Genomic DNA, 18,023 nt, shown 5'->3' with positions numbered 1-18,023 from the left:
GCAAAAATCAAACCCCCGGCACCGGGCAACTCATATCCCCCTCCTGGCACTTCAGGTAGTTCTTGAACGTCTGAACCCGTGCCTTGGTCAGTTCCGTGGTGCAGTTGCTGTATATCAGCGGATACACACTCCCGCCTTCCACCCCGGATGCCGAAAATTTGCACTCGGCATCGCGGAACGCAACCCACGCCCGCTGCGCACCCACCAACTGCTTCTTGCTGTCCGGGTTGCTCTTGAGCCGCGAAGTGATCTGCTGGTACAGCGCATTCAATTCCTTGTCGGCGGCCGCGTTCTGCTGCGTCGCGCACTGGTTCATCGTCGCCTGATCGCTGGCGTTGTCGCAGTCCGCGGCGAACACCGTGGAGGTGAACAACAAGGGTGTCAGCGCCAATAAGAAGCGTGGGTTCATGCTGGAGTGCTCGCTGTGACCGAAAGAAAGATGCAGTGTAGCGCCGAGGGGCACAGGCAACTGCCGCGCAGATTTTTCATGTCGCTATCCTTTTCCATGCTGTTTCGAGGGCGAACGTTAGCAGTTTCGACCCGCTGACTTTGCGATTGCCCAGAACTTATCCAAGCAAATGCAACCGAATATCTCAGGTATGGTTGATTGCTTATCCCGATTGGTACAACTTTAGAGTTGGTCTTGTGGTCTTACTGACCTACTGTTCAAGTACAGGAGGTGACTTATGAACCCAGCATCTGATCGCATTGAAAGGAAAGTCCTGCTCAAGGCCAAGCGTTCACAGGTCTGGCGTGTGCTGGCCAATGCCGAAGTGTTCGGACAGTGGTTTGGCGTGGCGCTCGAAGGCAAGCGTTTTGTGGCAGGCGAATGGACCCAGGGGCAGGTTACCTATCCCGGTTATGAACATTTGCGTTGGAATGTACTGGTAGAGCGGGTCGAGCCGGAGCGGCTGCTTTCGTTTCGCTGGCACCCGTATGCCGTGAACCCTGAAGTCGATTACTCCCAGGAACCCACCACCCTGGTGAAATTCGAGCTCGAAGACATGGACAACGGCACGTTGCTCAAGGTCTCCGAGTCCGGTTTCGATCACATTCCCCAGTCCCGTCGCGAAAGGGCTTTCCGCATGGACAGTCGTGGCTGGGAAGAGCAAATGAACAATATCGAGCAGTTTTTGATCGACAATGCCAAAGCCCACGAGCAACAGAGTGGCTGAAGTCGGCTCGAAACCTGAGGCGTCCAAGGGTTTTCGGACGGTGGTTTATAGCGAATGTCTTACACGCGATGGTAGCGATATCGCCTGTTACAAATTGGATCCTAAGCGTAATCTGGCCTCACCCACTGAAGCACAGGATGTGCTCAGGATCATGGATGATCGACCATATGCAAGGAACGCTACGACAAGGAGTCGTCATGGTCTTGGAAAAACCCGCTTCGGCGGGTTTTTTTGCGCGCATGAAAAGTCGTGGCGGCAGGAACCGGGTTCCCGCCGCCATTTTTTCACTGTCGATCGAGTTTCGCCGCCGCGCGTTCGGTGATCTGCGCCCGCAGTTTCAACGAGCCGGCAGCCCGCCGGCGAGCCTCACCCAACACGCTGGCCGGGGCCGTCTCGGGGCTGCCCGCGGTAAACGGCGGGGCCGGGGCGTATTCCAGTTGCAGTTGCACCAACTCGGCGGTGGCCTGGTCGAACAGCTCGGCGGCCAGGGTCAGGGCGAAGTCGATACCGGCGGTGATGCCGCCACCGGTCAACAGATTACCGTCACGAACCACCCGGTCTTGCACCGCGATTGCGCCCAGCGGCTTGAGTAGTTCGTGATATGCCCAGTGAGTGGTGGCGCGTTTGCCCTTGAGCAATCCCGCCGCACCCAGCACCAGCGAGCCGGTGCACACCGACGTGATGTACCGTGCGTTGGCGGCCTGGGCCTTGAGAAAGTCCAGAGTCTGGTCATCTTCCATCAAGGGTCCGACACCACTGCCACCGGGCACGCAGATCACGTCCAGTGCCGGGCAATCATCGAAGGTGGTGGTCGGTTTCAACAGCAGGCCGGTGCTGGCGGTGACCGGCATCAGGTCTTTCCAGATCAGATGCACTTTCACATCCGGCAGCGAGGCCAGTACGTCGTAAGGGCCGGTCAGGTCCAGTTGCTGAACCTGCGGAAACAACAGAAAACCGATCTGCAACGTCATGGTGTTTTTTCTCGTGAAGTGGGTGGACGGTTTGACTCTAGGCTCGTAGGCTTTGGCGCATACGCCAATATCCCCACGAATTACGCCAAATGTCGAAAACCATCCATGTACTCGCTTTCGCCAACGTGCAAATACTCGACGTCACCGGGCCGTTGCAGGTTTTCGCTTCGGCCAACGACATAGCCCGTCAGCAAGGCCTGCCGCCACCCTACGCACCGACCGTGATTGCCAGTGGCGGCGGGGCGGTGATGTCGTCGGCGGGGTTGGCGCTGTTGGCCGAACCGTTGCCGGATGAGGGCACTGATACCCTGATCATCGCCGGTGGCTGGGGTGTTTACGCAGCGGCGCAAGATGCGCCGTTGGTCGCCTGGGTGCGCGAACATGCCCGTGGCTGCCGGCGGGTTTCCTCGGTATGCACCGGTGCGTTCCTGCTGGCGGCCAGCGGCTGGCTCGACGGCCGGCGCGTGGTCACCCACTGGACCCGTTGCGAGCAACTGGCGCAGCAGCATCCGCAACTGCACGTCGAGCCCAACCCGATCTTCATCAACGACGGCCCGGTCTGGACCTCGGCCGGGGTGACCGCCGGCATCGACCTGGCGTTGGCCATGGTCGAAGAAGACCTGGGGCGCACCATGGCCCTCGAAGTCGCGAGGCAACTGGTGGTGTTTCTCAAACGTCCGGGTGGCCAGTCGCAATTCAGCGTGACCCTGTCACTGCAACAGGAAGGCAATCGTTTCGACGAACTTCACGCCTGGATCAGCGAAAATCTGGCCCACGACCTTGGCATCCCGACCCTGGCCTTGCAGGCCGGCATGAGCGAACGCAGCTTCGTGCGCCACTACCGCGCCGACACTGGCCAGACCCCGGCCCGGGCCATCGAACTGATCCGCGTCGAAACCGCGCGGCGTTTGCTCAGCGATACCGGCGTGCCGATCAAACGAGTAGCGGTGCAATGCGGCTTCGGCAGCGAAGAAACCCTGCGCCGCAGTTTCCTGCGGGCCATGGGCGTGACGCCACAGGCTTATCGGGAGCGGTTTTCGGTCAGTGTCAGCGCAGATCCACTGGGGTCTTGAGCCACCTTTTGCCTGAGTTCGAACATTGTTTAACCCGTATTCACGGCTGCCAAAACCTCTTCTCCCCACTCAACCTCCGATCCAGAAAGCAAGCTGCACTGATCAATGCCAGATGCGTCAATGCCTGCGGCGTGTTGCCCATGTGCCGCCCATGGCTGTCGAACTCTTCGGCATACAACCCCAGCGGGTTGGCGTACCTGAGCAACTGTTCGAACTCCAGGTGGGCCTTGTCGAGCTGGCCGGCGCGGGCCAGGCATTCGACGTACCAGAACGAGCACGCGGCAAAGGCGCCTTCGCTGCCGGGCAGGCCGTCGATCTGGCTGTCGTCGTTGCGGTAGCGGTAGATCATGCCGTCGCGTACCAGGCTTCTTTCGATGGCTTGCAGGGTCGCCAGCCAGCGCGGGTCGCGGGCGCTGACGAAACGCACCAGCGGCATCAGCAGCATCGAACCGTCAAGGCCGGTGCCGCCGATGTGCTGGACGAAGTGCCCGCGTTCCTCGCACCAGAAGTTCTCCCAGATGTCGGCGTAGATCGCCTGGCGGGTCTGGTCCCAGCGCGCGAAAGGTGCGGGTAGCGAGCGCTTTGAAGCGAGGCGGATGGCGCGGTCCAGGGCGACCCAGCACATCAGCCGTGAATGCAGGAAATGGTATTGCTCGCCGCGCATTTCCCAGATGCCGACATCTTTCTGCTCCCAGGTTTCACAGACCTGATCGACCACCTCCACCGTGTGTTTCCAGCCTTCATGGGAGATGGCTTCGCCGTATTTGTTGACCAGGTAAATCGCGTCCATCAGCTCGCCGAAGATATCGAGCTGGACCTGTTCATAGGCCTGATTGCCGATGCGCACCGGTTGTGCGCCACCATGGCCGGACAGGTGCGTCAGCTCGATCTCCGGTAATTCCTGGCGACCGTCGATGGCATACAGGATGTTGAGTTTCATCGGCTTGCCCTGACAGTCGCTGACCCGCCCCCGCAACCAGCGCATGTAGGCGTTGGCTTCTTCGACGAAGCCCAGGCGCATGAATGCATAGACGGTGAACGAGGCGTCGCGGATCCAGGTGAAGCGATAGTCCCAGTTGCGCGAGCCACCAGGGCTTTCCGGCAGGCCGAAGGTGGCGGCGGCGAGAATGGCGCCGTGCTTGCGCGAGGTCAGCAGCTTCATCGCCAGGGCCGAGCGGTTGACCATTTCGCGCCAGCGGCCGCGGTAGTTGGACTGGCCGATCCAGTCGCGCCAGAATTTCAGGGTGCGCTCCAGGCACAGTTGCGCAGCGCCTTCCTTTAAGCGCGGATCGTCGAGGGCACCGAGCATGAATTGACTGGTCTGGTCTTGTTCGAGGGTGAATTCGGCCACCGCCGCATTGCCGTCGATATGCAAAACCTGATCCGAAGACAGGCGCAGGGACGGCTGATCGACCGCGTCGAAGGTGACGTCTTTTTCATCCATGCGTGCGCGGGTTTTGGCGCGAGCGTAGTCATGACGCACGGCGCAGCGCATCTGGAAGGTGGCGCGGCCGCTGACCACACGGATCCGCCGCATCAGCAGCGGCAGGTCATCCTCGGTGTCACCGACCGGCAGCAGGTCGGTGACCTCGACCACGGCGCGATCGCTGAGCCAGCGGGTCAGTAGCACATTGGTGTCGGGCAGGTAGATTTGTTCGCGACGGGCGTCGGGCAAATCCGGCGACAACTGGAAAATCCCCGCCTCGGGGGTGTCCAGCAGCGAGCAGAAGATCGACGGACTGTCGAATTCCGGCCAGCAGAAAAAGTCCACGCTGCCCTTGTCATTGACCAGCGCCGCGCTACGCATATCGCCGATGATGCCGTGGGCGTCGATGGAGCTTTGGCGTTCGGGGTGATCAGCCATTGTCGCGAAACTCCGGGAACCTGGGGCCTAATAAGCTGACTGGTTTGGGTGGCCGAGAGTTCATTTGGCGGGAGGGTGGGGTGTCTGTGAGGGCCTCTTCGCGAGCAAGCCCGCTCCCACATTGGACGGTGTACACACATCAACTGTGGGAGCGGGCTTGCTCGCGAAGAGGCCTTCACATTCAACCAACAATTCCACGCTTCCCCCGCAATCAGCCCTTATGGCAACGTGCAGTCCCCTGATGAGACCCGTCCCATGGCAAACCCCTATCGCGAGTTGTTCAAAGCCCCCGGCAGCCGCGCATTCGTGCTGGCCGGAATGATCGCGCGCATGCCGATTTCCATGACCGGCATCGGCGTGATCACCATGCTCTCGCAGTTGCAGGGTGGCTACGCAATGGCCGGCGCGGTGGCGGCGACGTTCGCCCTGGCCACGGCGTTTTGTGCGCCGCAGGTGTCGCGGCTGGTGGATCGATTTGGCCAGGGGCGGATTCTTCCGGTATCGGCGTTGCTGGGCGGTGGGGCACTGTTGCTGTTGTTGCTGTGCACGCGGTTGCAGGCGCCGCACTGGACGCTGTTTTTCTTCGCCGCGCTGGCCGGTTGCATGCCGAGCATGTCGGCGATGGTGCGGGCACGCTGGACTGAGGTGTATCGCGGTCGCCCCGAGTTGCAAACCGCCTACGCCCTGGAGTCGGTGCTGGACGAAGTCTGCTTCATTGTCGGGCCACCACTGTCGGTGGGGTTGTGCGTGGTGGCATTCCCCGAGGCCGGTCCGCTGGCGGCCTTGTTGGCGCTGGCCATCGGCGTCACCGCATTCGTCCTGCAACGCAGCACGGAGCCGCCGGTGCATCCCCATGAGGAGCATCACCAGGGCTCGATCATCCGTTCCCGCGACATTCAGTTGCTGATGCTGTTGATGGTCGCCATGGGCACCATTGTCGGCGTGGTGGACGTGGTCAGCGTCGCCTTCGCCCAGCATCAGGGCCAACCGGCGGCGGCGAGCATCGTGCTGTCGGTGTACGCCATCGGCTCGTGCCTGGCCGGGTTGGCGTTCGGCGCACTGCGCTCGAAAGTGCCGCTGGCGCGCCTGTTCCTGTACGGCGGGGTGGCGACGGCGGTGACCACCTTGCCGTTGCTGCTGGCGACGAACATTTTCGGTTTGTCATTGGCGGTGTTTGTCGCCGGCCTGTTTTTCGCGCCGACGCTGATTGTCGCCATGGCCCTGGTGGAGCAGATCGTACCGCCGGCCAAACTCACCGAAGGCCTGACCTGGCTGGTCACCGGCCTGAGCATCGGCGTGGCGATCGGCGCCGCCGGCTCCGGCTGGCTGGTGGACGCCTTCGGCGCGCGCAGCGGGTTCTGGCTGGCGATTGTGGCGGGGGCAGTGGTGCTCGGTTCGGCAATCCCGAGCTATCGCCATCTGAAATGAAGACTTACCTGTGGGAGCGGGCTTGCTCGCGAAGGCGTCGTGTCAGTCGACATCAATGTTGCATGACACGACGCCTTCGCGAGCAAGCCCGCTCCCACAATTGGGTCTGCGACTAATTCCGGCTACACCTCATCCGTTCTCTTTACAGATAACTTTCGAGGAAAGCCCGGTGACCCCGCTGACATTGCTGTGCCTGCCCTATTCGGGCGCGAGTGCCATGGTCTATAGCCGTTGGCGGCGAAAACTGCCGGAGTGGCTCAAGCTGCAACCTTTGGAACTTCCGGGGCGGGGCGCGCGCTACGGCGAGCCCTTGCACACCGACATGCGCCGTCTGGCGCTGCAACTGGCCCAGGAACAGAAAGCCACGCTCAAGACGCCGTATGCGTTGTTCGGCCACAGCATGGGGGCGCTGCTGGCCTGCGAGATGGCCCATGCGTTTCGCTCGCTGGGTTGCCCGGAACCGGTGGCGCTGTTCGCCTCGGGCACCGCCGCACCGACGCTGCGCGCCGATTACGACCGTCAGTATGCCGAGCCGAAAACCGACGCCGAACTGATCGAGCAATTGCGCACCCTCAACGGCACCAGCGAAGAGATCCTGGCCAATGAAGAGTTGATGAGCCTGACCCTGCCGGTGCTGCGCGCGGACTTCCTGCTGTGCGGGCGTTTCGAGCCGGTGCAGCGCCCGTTGCTCAGGTGCCCGGTGCACGTGCTCGGCGGCAAGGCCGACCGCGCCACCGCCGAACAGTTGATCGGCTGGAGCCAGGAAACCCGTGGCAGTTTTTCGGTGGACATGCTCGCGGGCGGGCACTTCTTCATCCATGAGCAGGAAGCGAAGGTGCTGCGGGTGATCAAGGATCAGCTTGAGGTGCATCATCGGCGGCATTCCATGGCTGCCGTGGGTTAACACCACTCCCAAATTTCACCCGATCCCTTGTGGGAGCGGGCTTGCTCGCGAAAGCGGTGCGTCAGTCAAATACATGGCGCCTGACACACCGCCTTCGCGAGCAAGCCCGCTCCCACAAGGGGGGGTGATGTTCTTGTAACCCGCGCTCTACCGCCCCCTGATACTTGTTCCCATCCGCTAATTTTTCCCGCCTGCATTCGTTTTATAGGGACGACGCGCCCTTGCGCCTGCTGCCTACTGATGCGGATGCCGATAGATGAATGCTGAAGACTCCTTGAAACTCGCTCGCCGGTTTATCGGGTTGCCCCTGGAAAAGCGTCAAATGTTCCTTGCGGCCTTGCACAAGGAGGGCGTGGATTTCGCCCGTTTTCCGATTCCGGCCAGCATCGAGGCTGAGGATCGCCTGGCGCTGTCGTACGCCCAGCAACGCATGTGGTTCCTCTGGCAACTGGATCCCCACAGCGGTGCCTACAACCTGCCGGGCGCGGTGCGGCTGACCGGGTGCCTGAACCTGTCGGCGCTGGAACAGGCGTTCGCCAGCCTGGTGGCGCGGCATGAAACCCTGCGCACGGTGTTCGCCCGTCAGGCCGATGACAGCCTGTTGCAAGTCCCGGCCACCGCGCCGCTGGTCATCGAGCAGGTGGATTTCAGCGCACTGCCCGCCGAGGAGCGCGAACGTGCCGTGGCTGAAACCGCCGAACAGCAATCGGTACTGCCGTTCGATCTGTCGACCGGTCCGCTGCTGCGGGTCACCTTGCTCAAGCTCGCAGGACAAGAGCATGTGCTGTTACTGACCCTGCACCACATCGTCTCCGACGGCTGGTCGATGAACGTGCTGATCGACGAATTCATCCGCTGCTACGACGCCTTCGATGCCGGCACGCAACCGCTGCTGACGCCGCTGCCTATCCAGTACAGCGACTACGCCCTGTGGCAGCGCCGCTGGCTGGAGGCGGGTGAGCAGGCGCGGCAACTGGCGTACTGGCAGGCGCAATTGGGCGATGAACATCCTGTGCTGGAACTGCCGCTGGATCATTCGCGCCCGGCGATGCCGAGCTATCGCGGTACCCGCTACGAATTCGCGGTCCAGGCGCAACTGGCCGAGCAACTGCGCAGCACCGCGCAGAAGCACAACATCACCCTGTTCATGCTGTTGCTCGGCGCTTTCAACACTTTACTGCATCGCTACACCGGGCAAACCGACATCCGCGTCGGTGTGCCCATCGCCAACCGCAACCGCGCGGAAATCGAAGGCCTGATCGGCTTCTTCGTCAACACCCAGGTGCTGCGCACCCAACTGGACGGCCAGACCCGGGTCGACGACCTGCTGCGCGCCATCAAGGAAACCGCCCTTGGCGCCCAGGCCCATCAGGACCTGCCGTTCGAGCGCCTGGTCGAAGCGCTGAAACTGGAGCGCAGCCTCAGCCACACGCCACTGTTCCAGGTGATGTACAACCACCAGCCGCATGTAGCCGACATGGCCTCGGTCAGCACTGCCTCCGGCCTGGAGCTGGGCAGCATCGACTGGCAAAGCCGCACCACCCAGTTCGACCTGACCCTCGACACCTGGGAGAAGGGCGGCAAGCTGCACGCCGCGCTGACCTACGCCAGCGACCTGTTCGAGGCCGATACCATTGCGCGCATGGCCCGGCACTGGACGAGCCTGTTGCAGGCGATAGTCGACGACTCGACGCAAAAAATCGGCGAGTTGCCGATGCTGACGGCGGATGAGCAGCAAGTGTTGGTACGGGACTGGAACCGCACCGTCGAGATCTATCCGGTCGAGCAGTGCATGCATCAGGTGATTCAGGCCCAGGCCCGACGCACCCCCGGCGCGCCGGCACTGGTGTTTGGCGATCGTCAGCTCAGCTACGCGCAACTCGACGCCCGCAGCAATCAACTGGCGCACTGCTTGCGCGAGCAGGGTGTCGGCCCGGATGTGCTGGTGGGGATCTGTGTCGAGCGTTCACTGGAGTTGGTCATCGGCCTGCTGGCGATTCACAAGGCCGGTGGTGCCTACGTACCGCTGGATCCGGAATACCCGGCTGAACGCCTGGCCTACATGATCGAAGACAGTGCGATTGGCTTGCTGCTCACCCAAAGCACTTTACTCGGCGCACTGCCCACCGAGGGCGTCAAGGTCATCGCCCTGGATCAGGAGCAAGACTGGCTCGACGGCTACAGCGAGTCCTGCCCGCCAGTTGAAGTGCATCCACTGAACCTGGCCTATGTGATCTACACCTCCGGTTCCACCGGCAAGCCCAAAGGCGCCGGCAACAGTCACGCGGCGCTGGTCAACCGCTTGTGCTGGATGCAGCAGGCTTACCGGCTGGATGGCAGCGACTCGGTGTTGCAGAAGACCCCGTTCAGTTTCGACGTATCGGTGTGGGAATTCTTCTGGCCGCTGATGACTGGCGCGCGCCTGGTGGTGGCGCCGCCGGGGGCGCATCGTGAACCGGCGCGGTTGATCCGCCTGATCGGTGAGTACGGCATCAGTACGCTGCACTTTGTGCCTTCGATGCTCCAGGCGTTCATCCACGAGCCGGGTGTCGAGGCGTGCACCGGTCTCAAGCGCATCGTCTGCAGCGGTGAAGCCTTGCCGCTGGATGCCCAATTGCAGGTGTTCAAAAAGCTGCCGGGTGCCGGGTTGTACAACCTTTACGGCCCGACCGAGGCGGCCATCGACGTCACCCACTGGACCTGCATCGACGAAGGCGCCGACAGCGTGCCCATCGGCCGGCCCATCGCCAACCTGCGCACCCATGTGCTGGATGCACAATTACTGCCGGTTCCGGCCGGCGTGGCAGGGGAGTTGTACCTCGGTGGCGCCGGGCTGGCGCGCAGTTATCACCGGCGTCCGGCGCTCAGCGCCGAGCGTTTTGTGCCGTGCCCCTTCCATGACGGTGCGCGTTTGTACCGCACCGGCGACCGCGTGCGGCAGCGCGCCGATGGGGTGATCGAATACCTCGGGCGCCTCGACCATCAAGTAAAATTGCGCGGCCTGCGCATCGAACTGGGGGAAATCGAAACCCGGCTGATGCAGCATGCGTTGGTGCGTGAGGCCGTGGTGCTGGTACAGGGCGGCAAGCATCTGGTGGCGTATCTGGTGCTGGAAAACGCCAGTGCCGACCCGCAGTGGCCACAAACCCTCAAGGCCTGGCTGCTCGACAGCCTGCCGGAATACATGGTGCCCACCTACCTGATGCCGCTGGACGCCTTGCCGGTGACCGCCAACGGCAAGCTCGACCGCAAGGCTTTGCCGCCGCCCGACGCCACGCCGCAACAGGCATTCGTTGCGCCACAGGATGCGATGCAGATCGCGCTGGCGCAGATCTGGCAGAACGTATTGGGCGCAGAACGTGTGGGCCTCGAAGACAATTTCTTCGAGCTCGGCGGCGACTCGATCATTTCCATCCAGGTGGTCAGCCGTGCCCGCCAGGCGGGCATTCGCCTCAGCCCGCGGGATCTGTTCCAGTACCAGACCGTGCGTAGCCTGGCGTTGGTCGCGGCGTTCGACAGCCGCAGCACTGTCGATCAAGGCCCGGTCAGTGGCGAGGTGATCCTGACCCCGGCACAGCATTACTTCTTCGAACAGGCCATCGCCCAGCGTCAGCACTGGAATCAGTCGCTGCTGCTGACGCCCCGGGACGCGTTGAATCCTGAGGTGTTGGAGCCGGCCTTGGTTACCGTCATCAACCACCACGACGCCTTGCGCCTGCGCTTCATCGACGGTGCCGAAGGCTGGCAGCAGCGCCACGCAGCGCCAGTCGAATCAGCTGGATTGTGGCAACGTCGGGCGTCTTCGACCGAAGCCTTGACCGCCCTGTGCGATGAAGCGCAACGCAGCCTCGATCTGGCAAGCGGGCCGCTGCTGCGTGCCTTGCTGATCAGCCTCGACGATGGCAGCCAGCGCCTGTTGCTGGTGGTTCATCATTTGGCCGTGGACGGGGTGTCATGGCGGGTGTTGCTCGAAGACTTGCAACAGGCTTACCGGCAAGTGGCGCTGCCCGAGAAAACCAGCGCCTATCAAGCCTGGGCCGCGCATCTGCAACAGCATGCCGGCGCCTTGCCTGGGCAAATGCCGTACTGGCAGGCGCAACTGGCGGACGCCCGGGACCTGCCGTGTGACAACCCCCAGGGCAGTTTGCAGCAGCGCCACGGACACAAGATCGAATCGAAACTGGATGAGGAACTGACCCGTCAGTTGCTGCAACAGGCCCCGGCGGCCTATCGCACCCAAGTCAATGATCTGTTGCTCACGGCGTTGGCGGGGGTCATCTGCCGCTGGAGCGGGCAGGGCTCGACGCTGATCCAGCTGGAAGGCCACGGCCGCGAAGACCTGTCCGACGACCTCGACCTGAGCCGCACCGTTGGCTGGTTCACCAGCCTGTTTCCGGTCCGCCTGCAACCCGAGGCCGGGATGGTAAATTCGATCAAGTCGATCAAGGAGCAACTGCGCGCCATTCCCGGCAAAGGCCTGGGCTATGGACTGCTGCGCTATCTGGGCGAACCGGCGCAGCGCCAGGCCCTGCAAGACTTGCCGGCGCCACGGATCACCTTCAACTACCTGGGGCAGTTCGATCGTCAGTTCGACGACGCCGCGCTGTTCGTCCCGGCCCCGGAAAGCGGCGGCCAGGCCCAGGGCGATGATGCACCGCTGGCCAACTGGCTGACCGTGGAGGGCCAGGTCTATGGCGGGCAGCTCTCGCTGCAATGGGGCTTCAGCCGTGACATGTTTGCCGAGTCCACGGTGCAGCGACTGGCCGATGCCTACACCGAAGAACTCAAGACGCTGATCGAACATTGCTGTGCAACAGCGCCAGGCCAGGTTACGCCGTCGGACTTCCCGCTGGCGCGCATCACCCAGGCACAACTCGATGCCTTGCCTGTTGCGGCGCCGGCCATCGAGGACGTTTACCCGCTGACGCCGATGCAACAGGGCATGCTGTTCCACACCCTGTACGAACCCCAGGCCGAGGCCTACATCAATCAATTGCGCCTGGACATCCAGGGGCTGGAGTTGGCGGCATTCGGCCGGGCCTGGCAGGCGGCGATCAACCGACACGACATCCTGCGCAGCAGCTTTCACTGGCTGGGGCTTGAGTGCGCGCATCAGGTGATTCATCGCCAGATCGACCTGCAACTGCAAGTGATCGAAGCAGCCGACATCGATCTCGATGCACTGGCCGCCGAGGAGCGCAGCCGTGGCTTCGAACTCAGCGCCGCGCCATTGTTCCGCCTGCTGCTGGTGCGTCGGGGCAGTGAAGGCTGGCACCTGATCCATACCAGCCATCACATCCTCATGGACGGCTGGAGTAACGCGCAGTTGCTCGGCGAAGTGATCCAGCACTATGCCGGCCAGACGTTGGCCAGGCCGTTGGGGCAATACCGCGACTACCTCGGCTGGATTCAACAGCAGCCGTTGCTGACCGCCGAACAGTTCTGGAGACAGGCGCTGGCGCCGCTGGAAATGCCGACGCTGCTGGCGCAAGCCTTGCCGACGCCTGCCCATGGGTACGGCATGGGTGAACATCAATTGACCCTTGAAAGCGCCGCGCTACAGCGCCTGAGCGATTTTGCCCGCCAGCAGAAAATCACCCTCAACACCTTGCTGCAAGGCGCTTGGGGCCTGCTGTTGCAACGCTACACGGGCCAGTCCTGTGTGGCGTTTGGCGCAACGATTGCCGGGCGCTCCGCGCCGCTGCCGGGCATAGAGCAGCAGTTGGGGCTGTTCATCAACACCTTGCCGATCATCGCCGCGCCGCAAGCGGGGCAATCGGTGGCCCACTGGCTCAACGACCTGCAAGTTCTGAACCTGAGCCTGCGCGAGTTCGAACACGTGCCGCTGTACGACATTCAGGGCTGGGCCGGGCAACAGGGGGCGCTGTTCGACAGCCTGCTGGTGTTCGAGAACTTCCCGGTGGCCGAAGCCCTCAAGCAAGGGGCGCCGGCGGGCCTGACCTTCGGTGCGCTGCACAATCACGAAATCACCAGTTACCCGCTGACCCTGGGCATCGAAGTCGGCGCCAGCCTGCGCCTGGATTTCAGTTTCGACCGAACCCGGTTCAGTGCCGCGCAGATCAGCCAGTTGGGCGCCAGCCTGTTGCAGGTGCTGGAGCAGTTCGTCGCACAGCCACAACAGGCATTGGGCGCGGTCAGCTTGCTGGATGCACAGGCGCAAGCAATGGTGCTGGCGTATTCCCGTCCGCCGGCGCCGCCAATCGATAGCCCGTTGTTGGCTCATCAGCGGTTTGAGCAACAAGCGGCACGCACCCCCGATGCGCTGGCGGTGATGGTCGGTGACGAGCGCCTGACCTACGCCCAGCTCAATGCGCAAGCCAACCAGCTCGCCCATCGCCTGCGTGCCCAGGGCGTGGCGCCGGGGCAGCGGGTGGGCCTGTCGGTGCGGCGCAATGGGCAGATGATCGTCAGCCTGATGGCGATCCTCAAGTCCGGCGCCGGTTATGTGCCGCTGGACCCGGATTACCCGGCCGAGCGCCTGGCCTACATGATCGAAGACAGCGGCATGGACCTGCTGCTGGCGCAACCGGGCCTGCTGGCCGATGTAGCGCTGCCGCAAGGTTTGCCGCGCCTGGCGCTGGAGCCGGGCGCAGACACCGGGTATTCCACCGACAACCTGATCAACCTCGCCAGCGCCGAAGACCTGGCCTATCTGATCTACACCTCCGGCTCCACCGGACGCCCGAAAGGCGTGTGCCTGGCCCATGCCGCACTGCGCGAGTTTTGCGTGATCGCGGCGCACTATTCACAACTCACCCCGCAAGACCGCGTACTGCAATTCGCAACGTTCAGCTTCGACGGCTTTGTCGAGCAGTGCTACCCGCCATTGTGCGTGGGCGCGGCGCTGGTGATGCGCGGCGATGAACTGTGGGACACCGACACCCTCTATCGCCAGATCATCGAGCATGGCGTGACCCTGGCGGATTTGCCGGCGGCGTACTGGTTCCTGCTGTCTCAGGAGTGGGCCGCGCACCCGCAGCGGGACAAGGGGCGTTTGCGTCAGGTCCACGTCGGCGGCGAAGCCATGTCGCTGGAAGGTTTGAAGCTGTGGCACGCCGCCGGCCTGGGCGATGTGCGCCTGCTCAACACCTACGGGCCAACCGAAGCCACGGTGGTGTCCAGTACCCACGAATGCACACTGGCCGATACCCGCAATCACATTGGCGTGCCCATCGGCAAAGCCCTGCCAGGGCGTGCGCTGTATGTGCTGGACAGCGAAGGCCACCTGCTGCCGACCGGTTGCGTCGGCGAATTGTGCATCGGTGGCGACGTAGGCCTTGCCCAGCGTTATCACCAGCGACCGGGCTTGAGCGCCGAGCGCTTCATCGCCGATCCGTTTTCCAGCACGCAGGGCGCGCGGCTGTACCGCAGCGGCGACCTAGCGCGCTATCGCGAGGACGGTGCGCTGGAGTACCTGGGACGCATCGATCATCAAGTGAAAATCCGTGGTTTCCGGGTTGAGTTGGGTGAGCTGGAAGCGCATCTGCAAGGCTTGCCGATGATCAGCGAAGCCGCAGTGCTGGTGCACGAAGGCGTTGGTGGCAAGCAATTGATCGGCTATGTGGTGCCGGCTTCAGATGAACTGCTGGACGCTGATGCGCGTCAACTCACCGACACCGTACGCCGCGCCCTGGGCGAGCGCCTGCCGGAGTACATGCTGCCGGCGCAACTGGTGTTGTTGGCCGCGTTGCCGCTCAACCGCAACGGCAAACTCGACCGCGCCGCGTTGCCGGCCCCGCAGGTCTGGGAGGCCGACGTCGGCAGCGCCCCGCAAGGCGCACTGGAAATCGAACTGGCGCAGATCTGGCGGCAGGTGTTGCAGGTCAGTCGCGTCGATCGGGAAAACAGCTTCTTCGAATTGGGCGGGCACTCGTTGCTGGCGACGCAAATCGTCTCGCAGATCCGCCAGCGCCTGGGCCTTTCGGTGAGTTTGCGCAGCCTGTTCGAACACCCGCGCCTCGAGGATTTCGCCGCCCGGGTGCAGGCGCTGCAACACAGCTGTGAGCGCCCGGCGCTGGTGGCGGATACCTCCGGCGAACGCCAGCCGTTGTCCTTTGCCCAGCAGCGCTTGTGGTTCCTGTGGAACCTGGAGCCGGACAGTTCGATGTACAACATGCCGGGTGCCTTGCGCCTGCGCGGCGAACTGAACCTCGATGCCCTGCGCCGAACCTTCGAAACCCTGGTGCAGCGTCACGCCGTATTGCGCACCACCTTTTACGAAGAAGACGGCCAGGCCTGGCAGCGGGTGCACGGGCAATTGCCGTTGAGCTTCGAGGCCAGCGACCTGCGGCATCGACCGGCGCCGGATGTCGAAGCGCAGCAACTGGCCCGCGAGGAGATCGCCCGGCCATTCGACCTGCGCCACGGTCCGTTGCTGCGGGTGCGGGTGCTGCGGGTCGCGGATGACGAACATGTGCTGTTGCTGACGGTGCACCACATCGTCGCCGATGACTGGTCGTTCCGCGTCCTGATCAATGAGTTCGTCACGCTCTATCCAACCCTCAACCGTGGCCAGACCCCGCAACTGCCGGCGCACAGTGTGCAGTACGCCGACTTCGCCAAATGGCAGCGCCAGTGGCTGGAGCAGGGCGGCGAGTTGCAGCGCCAACTCGACTACTGGCAGCAGCGCCTTGCCGAGCCACAAGCGGTGCTCGAGTTGCCCGCCGATGGCGACCGGCGCACGGCGCAAGAAGGCGCCAGTGCTCATTTCACCTTCAGCGCCGAACTCAGCCAGCAGGTGCGCGACTTTGCCCAACAGCGCGATCTGTCGCTGTTCATGCTGCTGCTGGCCGGTTTCACCCTCGTCCTGCGCCAGCGTACCGAGGTCAGTCGGGTGCGTATCGGCACCGATATCGCCAACCGAAATCAAGCCGAGCTTGAAGAAATGGTCGGCTTCTTCGTTAACCAATTAGTACTGCAAGTGGAGGTCGATGCCGAGCAGTCGGCGGCGCAGTTGCTGGAGGCCTGTCGCCGGGCGGTGCTGGAGGCTTCGGATCATCAAGACCTGCCGTTCGAGCGTCTGGTGGAAGCCTTGCGCTTGCCGCGCCGGGCCGGCCGTTCGCCGCTGTTCGACATCAAGCTGATCTACCAGGAAGGCGTCGGTCGCTTGTCGTCGATGGAGGGCCTGGAGGTCGAGGACTTCCCGTCCGGGCGTCAGGCCGCCGAGATCGGGATGGTCGCCGCGTTCTACAACGATGCCGAGCACATTCACCTGAGTTTCGAAACGCCGGTGGGCCAGTACCTGCCGAGCACGCTGGAGTGTTTGTTCGAACAGATTCAGGCAGTGCTCGAAGCGCTGATACGGGGTGACGGGTTGCAGGTTGGCGAGTTGCTGAACCTGGCCGGCGATGTCCAGCGCCTTGCCGATGCGCGCTTGAACGAGCAACGCAAGGCGTTGCTCGGCGGCGCCATGGCGATCAAGCGCCGCTCGGCGAACCGTGGCGCACCGGCAACGCAATCCGCGGCGGACTGATTCAGTCGGCGACGCCTTTGAGCGCCGCCGTCAACATTTTCTGGAGGGGTTTATGACCGTTTCAACGACCAAGTCCATTCCCAAGATGGGTCGTGGTGCCCGCAAGAGCCTGTCCACCGATCCGACGCGGCTGGTGAGTTTTGCGCCGATGTTCGAAGGCCTCAGCATGCCGCTGGTGTGCCGTCCGGCCGTGTCCGGCGTGAGCCTGGTGGAATGGGCGACCCAGAATCGCGCGCTGATCGAAAGCAAGCTGCTGGAACACGCGGTGATCCTGTTCCGTGGCTTCCAGGTGGCTGATATCGGCGAGTTCAACCGCTGCGTCGACGGGATTTCCGGCGGTGCCCTGGAGTACCTGTTCCGCGCCTCGCCACGGACCCAGATCAGCGGCCAGTTCAAAATCTACAGCTCCACCGACTACCCGGCACCGGAGAAAATCTTCCCGCACAACGAACACTCGTACTCGCCGGTGTTCCCGCGTCACCTGTACTTCTACTGCGACACGCCGTCGACCACCGGCGGTGAAACGCCCTTCGGCGATACCCGCCGGATCCTCGCGCGGATCGACCCGGCGGTGCGCGAAGAATTTACCCGCAAACGCATCATGTACGTGCGCAACTACGGCGACGGCATGGGCCTGCCATGGCAGACCGTGTTCCAGAGCGAGGATCGCGCCGAGGTTGAAGCCTACTGCGCCAAAATCGGCATCCAGGCCGAATGGAAGCCGGGCAATCGCCTGCGCACCCGGCAGAACGGCCCGGCCATCGTGCGCCATCCACTGACCGGCGAGCGCATCTGGTTCAACCACGGCACCTTCTTCAACGCACTGACCCTGCCGGACAGCATCCGCGACAACCTGCTGCGTGAGTTCGGCCCGCAAGATTTGCCGCAAAACACCTTCTTCGGCGACGGCTCGCCGATTCCCGAGGACGTGATTCGTCACCTGCAAGGCATCTACCGCGAGGTGATGGTCGAGTTCGCCTGGGAGAAGGGCGACGTGGTCCTGCTCGACAACATCCTCAGCGTGCATGCGCGCAACGAATTCACCGGCTACAGAAAAATCCTCACGGCCATGGCCATCGCGCAGAAAAGCGCCGACCTGGAACAGGAATAAGGAC

The 18,023-nt window shown here is 63.1% G+C and carries 9 protein-coding genes; 6 read left to right on the top strand and 3 right to left on the bottom strand.

Annotated features, from left to right (window positions below; all coding sequences use genetic code 11):
* Positions 1-7: 7 nt before the first annotated feature.
* Positions 8-409 (bottom strand): lysozyme inhibitor LprI family protein, encoded by a 402-nt coding sequence (locus PspS34_RS19485; protein ID WP_154861491.1) that lies wholly within the window; start codon positions 407-409, stop codon positions 8-10.
* Between the two features lie 277 nt (positions 410-686).
* Between PspS34_RS19485 and PspS34_RS19480 the strand changes: the two genes are divergently transcribed.
* On the top strand, positions 687-1,175 hold the full coding sequence (locus PspS34_RS19480) for an SRPBCC family protein (protein ID WP_150814761.1): 489 nt from the start codon (positions 687-689) through the stop codon (positions 1,173-1,175).
* A 284-nt stretch (positions 1,176-1,459) separates the two neighbouring features.
* On the opposite strand, the gene inhA is transcribed toward PspS34_RS19480, so the two are convergent.
* Entirely contained in the window at positions 1,460-2,146 is a 687-nt protein-coding gene (gene inhA, locus PspS34_RS19475) for an isonitrile hydratase (protein WP_102671074.1), read from the bottom strand.
* 89 nt (positions 2,147-2,235) lie between these two features.
* Between inhA and PspS34_RS19470 the strand changes: the two genes are divergently transcribed.
* Positions 2,236-3,219 carry a GlxA family transcriptional regulator gene (locus tag PspS34_RS19470; RefSeq protein ID WP_154947845.1) on the top strand — a complete coding sequence of 328 codons (984 nt, stop codon included), beginning with the start codon at positions 2,236-2,238 and terminating at the stop codon, positions 3,217-3,219.
* A gap of 40 nt (positions 3,220-3,259) precedes the next feature.
* On the opposite strand, the gene PspS34_RS19465 is transcribed toward PspS34_RS19470, so the two are convergent.
* A complete protein-coding gene (locus tag PspS34_RS19465) occupies positions 3,260-5,083 on the bottom strand; it encodes a glycoside hydrolase family 15 protein (RefSeq protein WP_154947846.1) in 1,824 nt (607 codons plus the stop codon).
* Between the two features lie 255 nt (positions 5,084-5,338).
* On the opposite strand from PspS34_RS19465, the gene PspS34_RS19460 reads away from it, so the two are divergent.
* The 4 genes from PspS34_RS19460 to PspS34_RS19445 all read left to right on the top strand — a co-directional run bounded on the left by PspS34_RS19460 (position 5,339) and on the right by PspS34_RS19445 (position 18,019).
* The gene (locus tag PspS34_RS19460; protein ID WP_154947848.1) at positions 5,339-6,511 is read left to right on the top strand and encodes an MFS transporter; all 1,173 of its coding nucleotides are present in this window, start codon (positions 5,339-5,341) and stop codon (positions 6,509-6,511) included.
* A 169-nt stretch (positions 6,512-6,680) separates the two neighbouring features.
* A complete protein-coding gene (locus tag PspS34_RS19455; protein ID WP_154947849.1) occupies positions 6,681-7,415 on the top strand; it encodes an alpha/beta fold hydrolase in 735 nt (244 codons plus the stop codon).
* Between the two features lie 256 nt (positions 7,416-7,671).
* Positions 7,672-16,908 (top strand): non-ribosomal peptide synthetase, encoded by a 9,237-nt coding sequence (locus PspS34_RS19450; protein WP_154947181.1) that lies wholly within the window; start codon positions 7,672-7,674, stop codon positions 16,906-16,908.
* Positions 16,909-16,960: 52 nt separating this feature from the next.
* On the top strand, positions 16,961-18,019 hold the full coding sequence (locus tag PspS34_RS19445; protein WP_154947182.1) for a TauD/TfdA family dioxygenase: 1,059 nt from the start codon (positions 16,961-16,963) through the stop codon (positions 18,017-18,019).
* Positions 18,020-18,023 lie beyond the last annotated feature (4 nt).

It is taken from the genome of Pseudomonas sp. S34 (assembly GCF_009866745.1).
Classification (GTDB): Bacteria; Pseudomonadota; Gammaproteobacteria; order Pseudomonadales; family Pseudomonadaceae; genus Aquipseudomonas; species Aquipseudomonas jessenii.
This window is presented reverse-complemented; position numbering and strand designations above follow the sequence as displayed.

What these genes read in the sequence shown, in the direction of transcription:
- PspS34_RS19485 (WP_154861491.1), bottom strand. Translation starts at nt 409, where the DNA reads ATGAACCCACGCTTCTTATTGGCGCTGACACCCTTGTTGTTCACCTCC.
- PspS34_RS19480 (WP_150814761.1), top strand. Translation starts at nt 687, where the DNA reads ATGAACCCAGCATCTGATCGCATTGAAAGGAAAGTCCTGCTCAAGGCC.
- inhA (WP_102671074.1), bottom strand. Translation starts at nt 2,146, where the DNA reads ATGACGTTGCAGATCGGTTTTCTGTTGTTTCCGCAGGTTCAGCAACTG.
- PspS34_RS19470 (WP_154947845.1), top strand. Translation starts at nt 2,236, where the DNA reads ATGTCGAAAACCATCCATGTACTCGCTTTCGCCAACGTGCAAATACTC.
- PspS34_RS19465 (WP_154947846.1), bottom strand. Translation starts at nt 5,083, where the DNA reads ATGGCTGATCACCCCGAACGCCAAAGCTCCATCGACGCCCACGGCATC.
- PspS34_RS19460 (WP_154947848.1), top strand. Translation starts at nt 5,339, where the DNA reads ATGGCAAACCCCTATCGCGAGTTGTTCAAAGCCCCCGGCAGCCGCGCA.
- PspS34_RS19450 (WP_154947181.1), top strand. Translation starts at nt 7,672, where the DNA reads ATGAATGCTGAAGACTCCTTGAAACTCGCTCGCCGGTTTATCGGGTTG.
- PspS34_RS19445 (WP_154947182.1), top strand. Translation starts at nt 16,961, where the DNA reads ATGACCGTTTCAACGACCAAGTCCATTCCCAAGATGGGTCGTGGTGCC.